Source organism: Pelotomaculum propionicicum (assembly GCF_004369225.1).
Taxonomy (GTDB): Bacteria; Bacillota; Desulfotomaculia; order Desulfotomaculales; family Pelotomaculaceae; genus Pelotomaculum_B; species Pelotomaculum_B propionicicum.
In genome coordinates this window covers 1-14,832 of sequence record NZ_QFFZ01000039.1, presented here as the reverse complement: position 1 = coordinate 14,832, position 14,832 = coordinate 1, and the positions used below count along the sequence as shown (strand labels likewise).

Below are 14,832 nucleotides of genomic sequence, written 5' to 3'. Positions count from 1 at the left end.
TAAAGGAGGGGCATGACACCCCTCCTTTAAATATTTTCAAATAATCTTACATAGGCGCTGGCCATATCATGGCCGGAATACCTGTCAACCACACTGGAGCGGCAATACTGCTTCATTTGATCAAGCCGCTCCGGCCGTTCTAATAATTCCTGCAAAATAGAACAAAGTGCGTTTAAATCCCCCTTTTCCACCAGGTATCCGTTCACTCCGTCCCGCACAACACCGGCCAGGCAGCCAACGTCCGTCGCCACCACCGGCACGCCGCACAGCAACGCTTCCAGCACCACCATGGGCAAACCCTCACTGTTCGAAGTAAGCGCCAGCAAATCGACGGCATTGAGGATGGCGGCCGTGTCCGTACAGGCGCCCATGAATCTTACCGGCGCGTCTAAATTCATGGCCGCCGCGCGTGTTTCATCTTCCATGACGCCGTCACCGTAACACAACCACTCCACTCCCGGCAGATGTTTTAACCTGGCGGCCGCTTTAACAAATAAAAGAGGATTTTTCTCTATAGACAGACGCCCGACAAAAGCGATTTGCCGCTTGGCGGGGTCAAGGCCCAGCTTTTTTTTCAATCCCGCCCGATCCTCGTTCCACGGCTTGAAATGCTCCTCGTCAACTCCGTTCGGAATGACAAATATTTTCCCTTCAGGCAGGCCGAATCTTTCAACCAGCGTATTTTTAATTCCTTCGTGCACAACGATATGCCCGTTCAAAAAATGGTCCACCCGCGCGCTGAGGCGCGCGTATCCCTCCGGGCTGTCGTTGTGCAGCAAATCCAGAACCAACAGCCCGGGCGCAACTTTTCTCAGCTGTGCAAGGCTGAGGTAGGCCAGCTCCGAGTGAGAGATCAGCACCCCGTCTATTTCATGCCTGCTGATCAGCGAGATTATGCAGTCGGTGAAATATCTCCTCGGCAGCAAGTGAGGCAAAAAAAACAGCAGCGGGGTAACCTCAGCAAAACGGCCGGCCCACTCGTTGGGAGAATCCAGGGTAGTGGCAAGGTAAACCTGCCAGCCGCCGGAGCCGGCAAAGGCTTTAAGCACCTGCAGCAGAACTGTTTCGGCCCCGCCCACAGTCAGCCAGGGGACCAGTACCAGAAGGCGTTTCCGCCCCGGCAGGCGGGGCGCTCCCAACATATTTACAAAAGCCCGCTCCGGCTTCACCTCTGATGCCCGGAACCGCTTCGCCCTCGCTACGCGGGCGTGTTTCCTTCTGATTTCTTCGCTCAACTGCCGGTGTTTTTCCTTTGCCCGGTGAGTCATCGTTTTCCCGTGGCGGCGATGCTTGAAAAGCCGCTCCGGGATCAGGTATCCGCCATAGCCTTCCCCAGCCAGCCTCAGCCAGAATTCCCAGTCCTCGTAGCCGATACGCATGCTCTCGTCGTAGCCCCCCACCTTTTCCCAGGCCTCACGGCGGAAAACAGCCACCACGGGAATGTGGTTGTACTGCAAAAGCTTCACAGGATCAAGGGGCTCGGTATACCAGGTCTCCTCCACATCACCGAAAAGCTGTGCCAGCGGGTAGGCCAGGCCGATGTCCGGCCGGGTTTCCAGCAGCATCACCGCCTTTTCCAGGTAGGTGGGGTCAATCAAGTCGTCAGCGTCCAGACAGGTGATATAGCGGGCCGCAGTGGCCCGGATACCGGTATTGCGCGCCGCCGGCAGTCCTTTATTCGGCTGGCGGATAACCCTGACCCGCCCGCCTTCCCCTATCTCGCCGAGAACAGAAATAGTATGCGGATCATCGGAACCGTCATCCACCACGATAACCTCAATATTGCCCAGGGTCTGCCGCAGGACACTTTCCACCGCCGCAGGCAGGTATTTGCCGTAGTTGTAACAGGGGATAATCACGGCAGCCAGCGGCACTCCCTCCGGGAGAATGATCTGGTCAACCACCGGGAGCGCGGGCTCCCGTGACTGACGCAGCCGCTCCTTGACTTGCGGCGGTATGGACCGCTTCAGAACACGAAAAGGCCCCTGGACCGTATAACGCAATCTGGCCAGCACTTTATTCGACATTACCAAAACTCCGTCACGCTTTGTTACCTCAACTACCTTTTGTAACGCCCAGGAAGCCTTATTTTTCGACATCGACAAGCACTCCGTTTCAACTGTCCTTTACCTCTTCGCCACCGTTAAATATACTACATCTTTGTTGTAATACCTGCTTCCCGCCGTTCAATCCGCTTACCGGCTGAGCACCGTCGCGACACTCAGCACGGCAAACTGTCCGGTAGACGGCGCGTAATGGTCCTTGGCGTAGACAACCACGCGGTACGCTCCCGGCGTATCAGCAATAAAACTGTAAGTATTGTTACCGGTATAATCGCCGCTATTGCGCCAGCCGCCGTCCGGAGCCTGATACCAGAACTGGTATTCCGCGCCTGTCAAGCCGGCGGCCTGGGCGCTCAGATTTACCGCGCCGCCGGACACCACGCCGGCCGGGGCGGTTAAGTCAACACTGCTGCCGGCGTTTAACACAAAGGACTTGGTATAAACCATGTCCCATTTGCCGGCCTCCAAATCGGCCCTGTCAAGGGCCGTTGCCGCGATGACGTAGCTGCCGGCCTGTATATTGCCCAGAGTAAAGCTATTGTCCGCCGACCAGTTCTTGACAACCCTCCAGCCAGCCGCGTCATGCAGCCAGAATTCGTAGCAAGGCGTGCCGCCGTCATCGGTTGCCGCGGCTGTGAAGGTGGCGTCACCGCCCGTAGTTTGGCCGCCGTTGGGGCCGCTTACCAACAACCCGCTTACCGAGCCGCTCTTGGTAAAGGTAAAGGTAAACGGAGCACTCTGCACTGGAACGCTGCCGGGCGCATCTGATGATTTGGCGAACACTACCACCGTGTAGACGCCGGGCACGCGCCTGGTTAAAGTATAACTGCCTCCGCCGAATTCACCGCTGGACGTCCAGCTGTCGTCCCGCGGGTCCTTCACCCAGAACTGGTAGACCGGGTTGCTGACGGCCGCGTTGGCGGTTAATGTCACCGCCGTGCCGGCCGGCTGTGGATCAGTCTTGTCGGCGGACAGACTCACGGCAGCAACATGACCGGTGGTTGTTACAACCAGATTGACATTTTGGCCGGCTTCGCTGATATTCATGAGCGAGATATTTGATTGAGTTCCGTTGTAGAGTTTGGAGCCGGGGGTAGTGTTATCCGTAAAAGACGTAACATTGCCGGCGCCGGGAAAAGGGTCGGAAGCGTCGCCCCGGTTGGCGCCATGCTCCAGATCGTTCCGTCCGTCGGCCTGAACCAGGGCAACCCCGTAATGTCCGTTGGAGATGTTGTTAACTTCATTGGCCCTCCAGTAGATACTGTCAGGGTTTGCCATACTGCCGTCAATATGCCAGACAAGCAGCCCGTGGCCGTCTAAATACAGGTCATAGCCGGTCTGCTGCTTGTTTTCGAACAGGAAATATTCCGTCTGACTGCCGGCGGGGGTTATTCTATATACCTGTCCGCCCGCTCCTTCCACAGGCGGCATGGATAACCTGACCCCCGATCCGGAAAAACTATCGGGATTGATCCAGCCGAGATATGTTTTGGAAAAAGCGTCAAATTCCGCCGGCGCTGAACCGTCGCTGTGCGGCCCGTTCCAACTGCCGGCGGCCATGACGGTCCAATCACCGTCACCCTCCGAGTCCCGGTAGTTTTGTGTGTCATACAAATCAGGCAGCCCCAGGATATGTCCAAATTCATGGCAGAATACACCGATGGTATTTAATTCATTTCCATCCCCTTTTAATTCGGGTTCAATCGAATAACAGTCGACCGTGGCGGTACCGCCGTCAACCTTTACAACTACCTGGTGGCTGCCCAGGGAAGCGCTGTGCGACCAGATATCCCTGGTTCTGCCGGTAAATTCCGCCCCGTTGCCGGTGACGATAACAAACAGGTAGGGAATAGCGCCATTGGCGGCATAAGGAGTAAAATCAAAGTTAGCCGCTTTCAGGGCGTTAACCGCGTCTACAACAATGCCCTGGGAGTTTTGCGGGTAGGAGCCCGTGGCGTATTGATAGCCCACATAGTAACTTTTAGGATTGGGCAGTTTGATAAAAGCCGTCCCCTGGTTGGAACCGGCCATATCGCCGCCGGCAACCTTGCCGTTTAAATCAAACAGTCCACGTGAATTTTTCGCAAAGTAGTCCTTCATCGTGCCAAAAGAGGAGCCAAACAATAACTTCTGGAATTCGGCGGTTGAATGTTGCGGAGCAGTATCCGTAAACTGGACACAAAGCACCAGGGCTGAGGCCGTTGAGTCAACCGGGCTGTTTGAGGCGCCCTGAATATTAAATAAGGACTTTTCCGGGCGTTTTGCCGGAGTTTCAAAACCTCTCACGGTCATCTGTTGTTGTATATTTATCAAGTCCTGTAAGCCGCCGGTGTTTTTTAACTGTTCAATCAGTTGGGGATGCGGCGGCATCATTTCCAGTTGACCGGCCAAAGACTGATTGGCAAACAAGAAAAAGCTGATCAAGAGAAAAAACATACCGCCCCTGAATATCTTCTTAACACAGTGCATCTGGCGCCTCTCCCTATACCGTATGGTGTCTATTTCTTTAATTATTACCCTTCAGGCGATTTACAGGGCTCTTAAGCATTTGCCTGGTTTTTCTTTTCAAGCCGCACCCCAGCCCCCGCAGGGCTGTCTTTAATCCCATGTTTGCGGGATCGGAAAAATACCGCAACTGCTCTTCAGCCCACTCCAGGTTTGCCACCCGCTCCCGCAGCGTTCGCACTTCTTCCTCCACCGCCCGCAGGCGCTCCGCGGACCACCGGAGCCGCTTTTCAGCGCTCTGCCAGTTGTCTCCGGGCGAGTTCCAGGCAAACGATGCCCCGTTGGCGCTCAGCAGCCGGAAGAGTTCGTCCCCAAATTGTTTGTAGGACTGAGCATGCAGGCGGACAATTTCATCGTACATGTAGAGGACCTGATCTTCATTCATACTCCGCAGCATGGAGTCCGGGCGTACCCGGTAGCGCGCCAGCATTTCCGGAATACATACTCCCAGCCGGCCTGACTCGTAGAGGGAGATCCAGCTTTCGAAATCCTCCAGGCCGTAGGACATCAACGGTTTGTTCCGGGCAAAGGCCAGGAAGTCGGCCCGCTTGAGGACGCAGATGACCGCCGCCATGTTATGAGCCAGCAGAAAGGGAAATTCCAGATTGTTGCTTATGAAACAGCCGTTGGCCCCTTCAAAATAACGCACCCAGGAATATACCAGGGAAACATTATGGTACTTCTTAAGAACATTTATCGAGCGGCTGTAAAAATCCGGCTCTACCATATCGTCGGCGTCGAGGAAGGCCAGAAACTCCCCCCGGGCCCGGGCTGCTCCGAAATTCCGCACCGAGGCCAGCCCCCTGTTTTCGATATGCAGCACCCGCACCCCGTCCCGCCCGGCAGCCTCAATTTCCCGCAGTTTGTCAAGGCTCCGGGACTCAGTGCTGCCGTCGTTGACAATCAATATTTCCAGCGGCCGGTAGGCGCTCCTTAAGGCGCTTTGCAGCGCGTCATCAACATACTGACCCATATTGTAATAAGGAATAATCACAGACAGCAAATCCGGCGCATACTCCTCCTCCGCCTGACGGGGCAGCGGCAGCATGGCAAACTGGTTTACCGAGGGAAATATTCTTTTCTCCGCTATTTGACCTTTCATCTGTTCAAATATCTCCATCCGCCGGGGCAGGACATTTTCATAGGCGGTCAATTGCCGGATCCGGGCCCGCGCCCGCGAGCCGGTAGCCTTAATTTCAGCGGGGGTTAAGCGTAAAACTTTTTTAATGCAGCGTTCCAGAGAACCGGTTTCGGACCAGTCAAATACATAGCCGCAGTCTTCGTTGCCAATCATCTCCCCTTGTCCGCCGGAAGAAGAGGCAATGACCACCTTGCCCGCGTGCATGGCCTCCACGCAGGTCATGGGGAAGTTTTCGTAAAGCGAGGGGACCAGAATCGCCCGTGCCCGGGCCCGCTGGACCGCGCACTGGTCCGGGGTAAGGTTGCCGGTAAGCTCCAGCCGCCCGTCTTCGATCCACCTCTCGTAGCGCCGGCGTAAATATTCGCCTACTGTAATCCCCCTGGCGTAAAACTCGGTGTCACCGCCGACGAGGACCAGCCTGAATTGTTCCCCTTCCCGCCAGAGACGGTCGCAGCTTGCCAGCAGGGGCAATGTGCCCTTGCATAACTGCAGGCGCCCGATGCAGACCAGCACTCCTTCCTCAATGCCCGCGCCGTTAGCCTCCAGCTCCGGCGGCTGGAAAGGCAACGGCACCACATCTATGTCCAATTCAGCCCCGCCGGCGCTAAGGCTCCCGAGCACCCGGCGTCTTAAAAAATTGCTGGGGCAAACACGCCGGTCGGCGGCTAAGACACAAAACTTTTCCATCCGCTCCACCCAGTACTCAGGCAGCCTGTAATCAGGGTACTGGTTTTCCGGCAAAAGCTCAAAAGTCGGGGCGTGTAAATGCACCAGCACGGGAACACCGGCCAGGCCGGGGTAGCCAAGTAATTTCTCCTGCAGCAAGTAGTAACTGATACCGCCGTAGTCCTGCGCCTCTATAACATCCGGCGGCCCTTCCCGCGCGATAAATTCCCGCACCTGCAAAGCAAATTGGTAGCTTAGAGCCGGCCAGTGAGACATGACGTTAAATGGAAAGGCGGGGTGATCGTCCGGCTCAGGGCCGGGCGCTGCCGACTCCAGATCGTTAACCCCGGAACGAAACCGGAGCAGCCTGAGCCGTGCCGACTGCAGCTCTTCTGTTCTTTCCAGGCCCGGAACAAATACTGTCACCTCGTGCCCCGCACCGGCAAACATTTGCGCGGCATGCTGCATGTAAGTGCCGATGCCTCCGCCGTAGTAGGGGGGATACTCGGTAGTCAAAAACCATATCTTCATTACTTGCCCCTCCTGAAATACTTTTCGTCCCAGAGACCCGTAGCGGTCAATAACCTGACCAGTTTCTTTTTCTCCAGAAAAGATATGAGGGATTCCATTTCCGCCTGCTGCTCCTCTATTTTGCGGCGCATTTCCACAGCCGCGCCGTTCGCTTCATTTAGTTGGCAATGCAATTGTTCGATCTTGGCACGGGACTCAACCAGGTCATTCCATAGTTCCGTACATACCTCTTCCTTGGCCAGGGTATAAGACCTTAATTCTTCCCAGGAAGCGCCGAGTTTTTTTACTTCAGCCCATAAATCACCGTTCACTTTTTCCAATTCCGCTACCCGGCGGCGCAAAACGTGATTGCCGCCCCTGGTTTCTTCCAGCAGGAAAATGAAGAGGCGCATTAATCCGGTGGCATTTTTCCGCACATACCCGGAGTGTTCTTCAATTATTGAAACACTAAACCGCGGTACTTCCCGGCCGCGCATATCCATAAGCAACCGGGGCAAAACCGCTATTTGTTTCCCCGCCGCCGCCAACGAGCATAAGAAAGACCAAATCGCCGCCGGTTCCACAAGTTCCTCCAGGCGCCGCCCCGCTACCGTTTCCCGGCGCCAGAGCACGGGCAGGCCGCCGGTGACATTTTCAGTAAAAATAAGATAACGGTTTAAATCAAAGGGAATGATATACTCTTCCCCCTCCGGTCCGGGACCGTCAAGAGCCGCGTAGCAGGTTACCCCCGCCAGGCCGGGCTCCGCCGTCAAAGCCGCCACCGCCTGGTTTAAAAAGTCCGGCCGTGGCAGTGCCTGCTCCGGCAGGAAAAGATAAAAATCAAATTTGGCGTTTTCCCGCCGGAGGCGCCGGCCCCCGTCCGGCAGCCTCTGGCAAAGTTGTTCTTCCGGCATGAGCCGTGAGTCGCTCAAGTCTCCCGGGGGGCCGTCTTCACCTGAATACCAGACCCGCCAGTTAGAGTAATTCAGGGCCGCCAGAGAAGCCGCCACCTCTGCCGAAGGAGCTTCCCCACCGGTAAATATTGCCACAGGGGGTTCTTCCACCGGCCTTTTCACTATGACGGGGTCCAAGCCGGCGGCGCTGGACAGCGCCCCGTACAAATCCGGCACGGATAGATCCGGCCCGGGCGCCCGCCGGCGCAGGCGCTTTAAAATATCCGGCCTGTTGAAAAACTGTTGGAGACGGCGGTAAAGATTTATTGCCGTACCTTCGAACTTGAGGCAGTTCTGGCCGTCCACAAAAAAATCGGCAAAGCCCGGGATATCATTGACCAGCAAGGGGATGCCAATCCAGTTCAACTCGTGGGCGGCCAGGCAAAAAGACTCGAACCTTGACGGGATCACCGCCAGGTCGCACCCGGCGGCAATCTCCGGCAGTTCTGAAGGCTCTATTTTTCCCTTGAAAATAAAGTTTGCCCTGTACCGCTGAGGAATCATCCGCTCCAGCCGCTCTTTTGTCGACGCGCCGGAGGCGTCAGGCACATCCGGCCCCACCAGCAAAAATTCAGCCCCGGAGTCGTCGCGCCGCAGGAATTCCAGGGCTGCCCGCACCAGCAGGTCCACACCCTTGAGCCGCTGCAGCTTGCTGTAAAATAACACCCTCCTGGGGCGCGCCGGATCCGGCCGGCGCGGGTGGGTTTGGCCCGGGCCCAGGTGTTGAAAGCCGGGCGGCGAGGTCAGGCAGTTTTTTTTCAGTTCATAATATTGCCCGTACCAGTCGCGCACCGCGGCGGAGGGAGCCACCCAGCGGTCGCAGCGGGCCAGGCAATAGCGCTCCATGTCATATAACCGCAGGCGCGCAGGCGTGAATTTGTCTTTGCCGTCGGCTTCGTCACAGATCTCAGCGCTGCCGTGCAGGCGAACCCAGGCGGGAATGTTCCGGCAGCTTTCCCGCAGTAAACGCATTTTAAAATAGATGTAACCCTGTCCCAGGTAATCGGCAAATTCAATGCCGCTGACATTCTCCACGGCCAGAATATGTTGCAGGCACAAGTCAATAAGATATGACCGCCAGTAGTGAAAATACTTGAAATCAGGCAGGCCTATGCGGGGGTCGCCATACCTGCGCAATTCTGAAGCGTGGCTGGCTAATAAACCATCCACGGTATAAATTCTGGCTCCGGGTATATATACTTCTGCGTAACTCTGAAAGGTATCCCGCGCCATGTCGTCTATGTCCAGCAGAAAAACAGGGGTGACAGATCCGGTGAGTAAACGCGCGTTTTCACTTAACAGCCGCCCGATGCCCCCGCCATTACCCGGCCAGATTTCGCCGCTGACGAAACAAATCATTTTTTCAACATAATTATCCATGGCTTAAATATACTACATTTTTCGCACAATACCTCCCTTGAACATGATTATCCTTTTGAGTTACCCGTAAACATACGCGCTTAACACCAAAAAGCGACACTTTAAAAAAAGAACTGAGGATGATTTTTCAAGCCATCCCCAGCTCTTTTTTAAAAAGACTCATTTACGCCTGTATCAAACGGTGCCGCGCCGCGTTTTGAGTAACCTCCAGACTGTTTTTTCTTGCACATGCAAAAAGTCGCCACTATTCACTTTTAATTATTTTCCGGCTTATATTTACTCACCCAATATGCTTTCAAAATTTCAGCGTCGCTTTGTGAATCCGTAATATACCAGGCAAACATCCATGCGCCCGAGGACTTTCCCTGGCTAACCGCCATTTGTATTTCATCACTCAAACTTTTATGCGCACAACCAACGTATTTAACTTCCATATTCTCCGCAACAAACACAAATACGCCTTGCTTATCAGGTGCTTCTATGTCAAGCAAGTCTAACCAGCCGTCATATTTGATAATCCGGCTATCACGCTCATCGCCTAACTGCCACTTCATAGCTCCACCTCACAAACAGTCTTTATATTGTCAGTTTACACGTGCTAATATATTAGACAGCTTCTTGGGTCTTTTGTTCCACTTTTCCATGGATTTTTTATCAGCCAGGGGGATGCAGCCAGGGGGACGGTTCTCTTGGCTGGCGTTTTTCACCAGCCAAGAGAACCGTCCCCCTGGCTGATTCCCCCTGGCTGATTCAACTTTCAATTGCTTTGTGTATGACCCACCTGCCAATACCCGTTATTCTACCAATCTGCCTGGCGGATAAACCTTCCGCGCTGAGCCGTTTTAAATATTCACATTGTTTTTCCTTGTTCAGATTCTGCGCCTCCTTGCAGTGCGCTATCTGGCATACATGCTTGATTAATTCAATGGCCTCACTGTCTTTCCATTTCTTCTTTTCATCAATCTCCAGGCAGGACTCCCTTCCTTCGGCGGTATGGAACACCTTAAACTTCTCTATGGCCTTACCCTTGTCACTATCAAAAAATCCCAGCACAAAATCTGTTTCTACGAGTTTGGGGGTTCCTAGAAATTCGCGGTAACTGCTCCATGTATAGTCAGCCGCCTCTTTGATTAACCCGGCTTTCACCGGATTTTGATGTATATATCTAAGGACTGTTAAAAAATATTGGTCATCTTCCACTGTCTCGCTTTTATAACGATCCTGAAACAAATGGCCGCATCTTTCATATTTCCAGTTATACCAATAAACATAGCTGGCGCCGATACGTCTCATGGCAACGCCCAGGTCTTCTTTTTCTTCCTTCACCAGCAGATGAGCATGGTTGCCCATCAAGCAGTAAGCGTATAGCTTGAATTCGCTTTTTTTCTGATACTCTTCTAATGTCTGCATAAATCTGTTGCCGTCTTCGTCATCTTCAAAGATAGTCTGCCGGTTTATCCCCCGCAAAATCATATGATATATACCCGTCCTGCTTTTCTCTCTGGCTGTTCTTGGCATGGTATTCACCCCTGTTTAATTATACCATTTTTAGAGTGCTTTTACCAGCCAAAAGAACCGTCCCCCTGGTTGTTACCGGTTGAAAACGCCGGGTGCGGCACCCGGCGTTTTAGCTTGATTTTTAATTAAAAGTGAAATTTAACTGGCCAAATGCCTCCCATTGGACAGCGCTGATATCCTTAGCGTAAACTGCAACAGTGTAAATACCGGCGACGGTATTGTTAAGCTGGTAACTACTGTTGCTTGAATAGGCTCCACTGCTTAACCAGGAACCATCGGGCTTCTGGATCCAGAATTGGTAGAGCGGACTGCTGCTGCCGGAAGCGCTGGCGGTGAAAGTAACCACTGTCCCCGCGCGCTGCGGACTGGTCTTATTAGCTGACAAACTTACTGAATTAACATGGCCGCTGTTGCCGGTAAAGGTGAAACTAACACTATTAAAAGCCTCATATTGTGAAGCATTGGCATCCTTGGCGTAGACCACTACATTGTAGGTACCGGCGACGGTATTGGTAAGCTGGTAGCTATTGCTGCCGGAATAGGCGCCACTGCTTGACCAGGAACCATCGGGCTTCTGGATCCAGAATTGGTAATGCGGGTTATTGCTGCCGGAAGAGCTTGCGGTAAAAGTAACCGCTGTGCCTACGGGCTGCGGACTGGCCTTATCAGCAGACAGGCTGACTTCATTGACATGCCCGTATGGTGGTAACGCTGCGCCAAGAATTCTTGCCGCATCTACCCGGCCCCAACCATAAGTCAAGTCATACCCTTGATTGCCAAGATCCTTACAACCGTTCTCAATTCTCTGCATCGCGTCCGTCCATGTCAGGCCAGGTATCTTGGAATAAAGGAGACCGGCTATAGCAGAAACATGAGGGGTAGCCATTGAGGTCCCGTCAGCATATACCACGTTCCCATCTTTTATTAAACTTGGGATTTTCACCCCGGGAGCCACAACGTCAAGACCACTGCCATAATTTGAGAAAGAGGCCAACACGTCCCGGTTGTCAGTGGCGCCAACCGACAGGGTATAGCTTGAAGATGCCGGATAGCTTAAATAACTGTGTCCGTCATTACCGGCGGCGGCTACGCATAATACATTATTATCAGTCGCATATCTAAGCGCATCCTCAATAACATTTGAGGAACTGGTATCACCTAAACTAAGATTGATTACCTTAGCGCCCGCTCCTGCCGCATATGTTATACCCAGGGCAACATTAGCGGAAGTTCCCGAACCGGAGCTGCTCAGCACCTTTACAGGTAAGATGGTGCAGTTGTGGTTAATGCCGCTCATAGAAAAACCGTTATTTCCAATGGAAGCGATGATGCCCGCCACATGCGTACCGTGGTCGCAATCATCCATCGCGTCTTCATCGCCGTTTACTAAATCCAGGTCGATATCCGTACGGACTATACCCGACAGATCAGCCAACTTATAATTTACTCCTGTATCTATCACCGCAATCATGGTACTTGCTAAATTTTGTCCCTGCAGTACCTGCTGCAGCCCATTGTAATTTATATCGTCTCCGGCAATTCCACCATTTTGTCCAGTATTCAAAAGCGGCCACTGGTAATTGAAATAGACATCCTCAGTTAGAGCATTCATTATATAGTTCGGCTCGGCGTACTCTACTTCGGGAAGCTTGGACAATTCCCCCGCCAGGGCTAACGTGTCAGGATAACCGCTATAAAGCTTGACTAAAAACGTTCTCTCTATTAAACCATTATTAGCCGTATTCGCGGATGCGGGTAGTCCTAAAGGCTTAATACTTTTCACCCCGTACGCGCTTAGTTTCTGGTTTAGAGCCGTCAAATACAAGCCAGGGTTATATTCAGCATTTTCACTGCTTTGATTATTAATTGACTTTAATTTAATAACTAGCTCGTCAGTCAGGTAAGGTGTTTTTTTATCGGTATATAAACCTGTTTTAACAAAACAATTTCTTAACTCTTCACCTGAGAAAGAAGAAACACCCATACCTTCCCATAGCGAATTAAGCTCCGACCTGAGATTGTCAGGCAGCCAAGGTTCGATTAAAGCGCGCATGCCGACTATGTTTTTATAGTCTTGCTCTGTTATTACATAGTTGCTTTGTGTACCGTTCCCCACAGCGATTGCTTGCTCTAAGAATGGTTGGAACTGCAAAAGACTCTCATATAACGCGTTCCGGAAATTTTCGTCCTTAACCAATCCTTTAATAAGGTATGGTGAAGACCGGTAATATAAATCGATTATCCTTTTCCCGGCGGTTGTTTTGGTCAACAATCCATCTCTTACAGCATACATGTTTGCCAGCATCTGAAGGCCGGAAGGCCTGTCTGACACCGCGCTTTCAGCGACACAAGGCCCGCTGCTGGGATAATCGCCGGGCGGGTTATTAAGGGTTGAAGCGCCAATCCCAAATAATCCTGTAGCATTGCCTAAAGCTGTCACTTTAATGTAAAACGGTCCATTGTAGGCGATTGGTATTTCAACTAAGGCGTTCGTTCCAGTACCGTCATCATCATCTGTATAAGACGGTTTGTCCAGCATAGCATTCTGAAGGTCAATATACACCCGAATGTATGTATCTAAATTACCGGATGTTTCAAATTTAAAATGTGTTGCATCACGGATCATACTTTCCGGCGGGGTAATTTTAAACCAGCGGGCTTCGCCGGGATTAGTGATGGCATCATTTACAGCAGCGCCGACGTATAAATTTGTCGCGTCCGGGGCGCTACTACCGCTCGCCTGCGCATAGTTTACAGTGAAATACAGGGATAAACCCATAAAAAAAAGCCCTATAATAGCCATTAACAGCAAGGAATTACCTTTTCCGCGCATACTACCTCTCCCCCAATAATAATTAAATTCATCTTTCTAATTAATTCTCTAGGAACGACTCCGTAAAAAATCTGGTTTTTATAATTAATTTATCTCTCCCTGTATTCACCCCCCGGATAGATAGTCACAGTACCGCTCCCGGCATCCCAGGAAACCTTGTTGCCCAAAGCCTCAGCCAATGGACGGACAGGCGCCATAAGCCTGCCGTTTATTATTAGCGGCGTTGGTATCATTTGTATTTTCTTTACAGTTATGAACTGGGCGGATATCCCTTTCCCCGGAGTATTGGTTAAGGTGATTTCATCACTGCCAACCTTGATCACCGCCACAAATCGCCGTGCATTATATTCCCTGGTAACTGTCGCACTTTTCCCGCTTCCATCCCAAATTACATCGGCGCCGACTGCTTCGGCCAGATCACGGACAGGCACATAAAAGTTCCCTTCGAGGATAACCGGCATCATCCGCATGGTATATACCTGACCATCTATGTTATATTCGCTTTTACCAGCGAAAAAAATAATTTTCCCCAACACCTCGCTGGTCAAGCCGGGACGGAGGCAAAGACAGGTTACGATAACCAGTAATATCGCATATAAAGAGAACCTTTTCATTAGAAATCCCTCACTCGAGTTATAATTTAGCACTATATGATAATAAAATCAATAAACATTTTTAATTGCACCACTATTTACCACATTTAGGTAAATGGTAGCTTTCTAATAATCATCTTGATTATTAAATATTTGCTTAAATCCCGAACAAACAACCCTATATCTCCATCTTTATTTCCACATTCCATATGCGTTGTTATACCATTCCATTATTTACCCATCTCCGGAACTCTAACACCATCTCCCTATCAGTGGCAATACAAAAGGGCCAGTCACCGATAAATCGGTAGTTAGCCCTTTTGGTTGTGTCTCTGGTTTATTTTCACCACGCCTTTATGCACAGCCGCCTGGATCAACCAGCCAACCGTCCCCCTGGTTAAACCGTCCCCCTGGTTATCGGTTCAGTTTTCCAGCTGTTTCTTCAGTTCCAAAACGGTCTCCCTGGACAGCCCGGTTATTTCTGCCACTTCATCCACGGGAAAGCCCCTCTTTAACGCTGTCCTTGCAACTTCAATCTTGCCCTCAATCTTGCCCTCAATCTTGCCTCTCGTTTCACCTTCGAGCAAAGCTTGCCTCTTCATCTCGTCCAGTGTCCGTTCGATGTTGGTGATCACTTTCTCCACCTCCCTGGGGTCGGTTTCCTCCAGCA

Annotated in this window: 8 protein-coding genes and 1 pseudogene; all 9 read right to left on the bottom strand. The window is 51.9% G+C overall.

Annotation, left to right across the window (positions count from 1 at the left end; all coding sequences use genetic code 11):
- Positions 1-26: 26 nt before the first annotated feature.
- Complete coding sequence (locus tag Pmgp_RS14460; RefSeq protein ID WP_134214687.1) at positions 27-2,099, bottom strand: glycosyltransferase; 2,073 nt, start codon at positions 2,097-2,099, stop codon at positions 27-29.
- Positions 2,100-2,195: 96 nt separating this feature from the next.
- On the bottom strand, positions 2,196-4,532 hold the full coding sequence (locus Pmgp_RS14455) for a M6 family metalloprotease domain-containing protein (protein ID WP_134214686.1): 2,337 nt from the start codon (positions 4,530-4,532) through the stop codon (positions 2,196-2,198).
- A gap of 37 nt (positions 4,533-4,569) precedes the next feature.
- Positions 4,570-6,906, bottom strand: coding sequence for a glycosyltransferase (locus Pmgp_RS14450; protein WP_134214685.1), 2,337 nt, complete (start codon positions 6,904-6,906; stop codon positions 4,570-4,572).
- Positions 6,906-9,218, bottom strand: a complete 2,313-nt coding sequence (locus tag Pmgp_RS14445; protein WP_134214684.1) for a glycosyltransferase family 4 protein — start codon at positions 9,216-9,218, stop codon at positions 6,906-6,908. The genes Pmgp_RS14450 and Pmgp_RS14445 overlap by 1 nt, the downstream gene beginning before the upstream one ends.
- Positions 9,219-9,472: 254 nt before the next feature.
- A complete protein-coding gene (locus Pmgp_RS14440) occupies positions 9,473-9,772 on the bottom strand; it encodes a GIY-YIG nuclease family protein (RefSeq protein WP_134214683.1) in 300 nt (99 codons plus the stop codon).
- Positions 9,773-9,968: 196 nt separating this feature from the next.
- Positions 9,969-10,736, bottom strand: coding sequence for an REP-associated tyrosine transposase (locus Pmgp_RS14435; RefSeq protein ID WP_134214682.1), 768 nt, complete (start codon positions 10,734-10,736; stop codon positions 9,969-9,971).
- Positions 10,737-10,857: 121 nt separating this feature from the next.
- Complete coding sequence (locus tag Pmgp_RS14430; RefSeq protein WP_134214681.1) at positions 10,858-13,569, bottom strand: S8 family serine peptidase; 2,712 nt, start codon at positions 13,567-13,569, stop codon at positions 10,858-10,860.
- Between the two features lie 89 nt (positions 13,570-13,658).
- Positions 13,659-14,183, bottom strand: coding sequence for a copper amine oxidase N-terminal domain-containing protein (locus Pmgp_RS14425; RefSeq protein WP_134214680.1), 525 nt, complete (start codon positions 14,181-14,183; stop codon positions 13,659-13,661).
- A 401-nt stretch (positions 14,184-14,584) separates the two neighbouring features.
- Positions 14,585-14,832, bottom strand: a pseudogene (locus tag Pmgp_RS14420) (Rpn family recombination-promoting nuclease/putative transposase); the annotation flags it as partial.

Bases quoted from the DNA above. Each gene is read 5' to 3' on its own strand.
- Pmgp_RS14460 (WP_134214687.1), bottom strand. From the start codon at position 2,099: ATGTCGAAAAATAAGGCTTCCTGGGCGTTACAAAAGGTAGTTGAGGTA.
- Pmgp_RS14455 (WP_134214686.1), bottom strand. From the start codon at position 4,532: ATGCACTGTGTTAAGAAGATATTCAGGGGCGGTATGTTTTTTCTCTTG.
- Pmgp_RS14425 (WP_134214680.1), bottom strand. From the start codon at position 14,183: ATGAAAAGGTTCTCTTTATATGCGATATTACTGGTTATCGTAACCTGT.
- Pmgp_RS14440 (WP_134214683.1), bottom strand. From the start codon at position 9,772: ATGAAGTGGCAGTTAGGCGATGAGCGTGATAGCCGGATTATCAAATAT.
- Pmgp_RS14450 (WP_134214685.1), bottom strand. From the start codon at position 6,906: ATGAAGATATGGTTTTTGACTACCGAGTATCCCCCCTACTACGGCGGA.
- Pmgp_RS14435 (WP_134214682.1), bottom strand. From the start codon at position 10,736: ATGCCAAGAACAGCCAGAGAGAAAAGCAGGACGGGTATATATCATATG.
- Pmgp_RS14445 (WP_134214684.1), bottom strand. From the start codon at position 9,218: ATGGATAATTATGTTGAAAAAATGATTTGTTTCGTCAGCGGCGAAATC.
- Pmgp_RS14430 (WP_134214681.1), bottom strand. From the start codon at position 13,569: ATGCGCGGAAAAGGTAATTCCTTGCTGTTAATGGCTATTATAGGGCTT.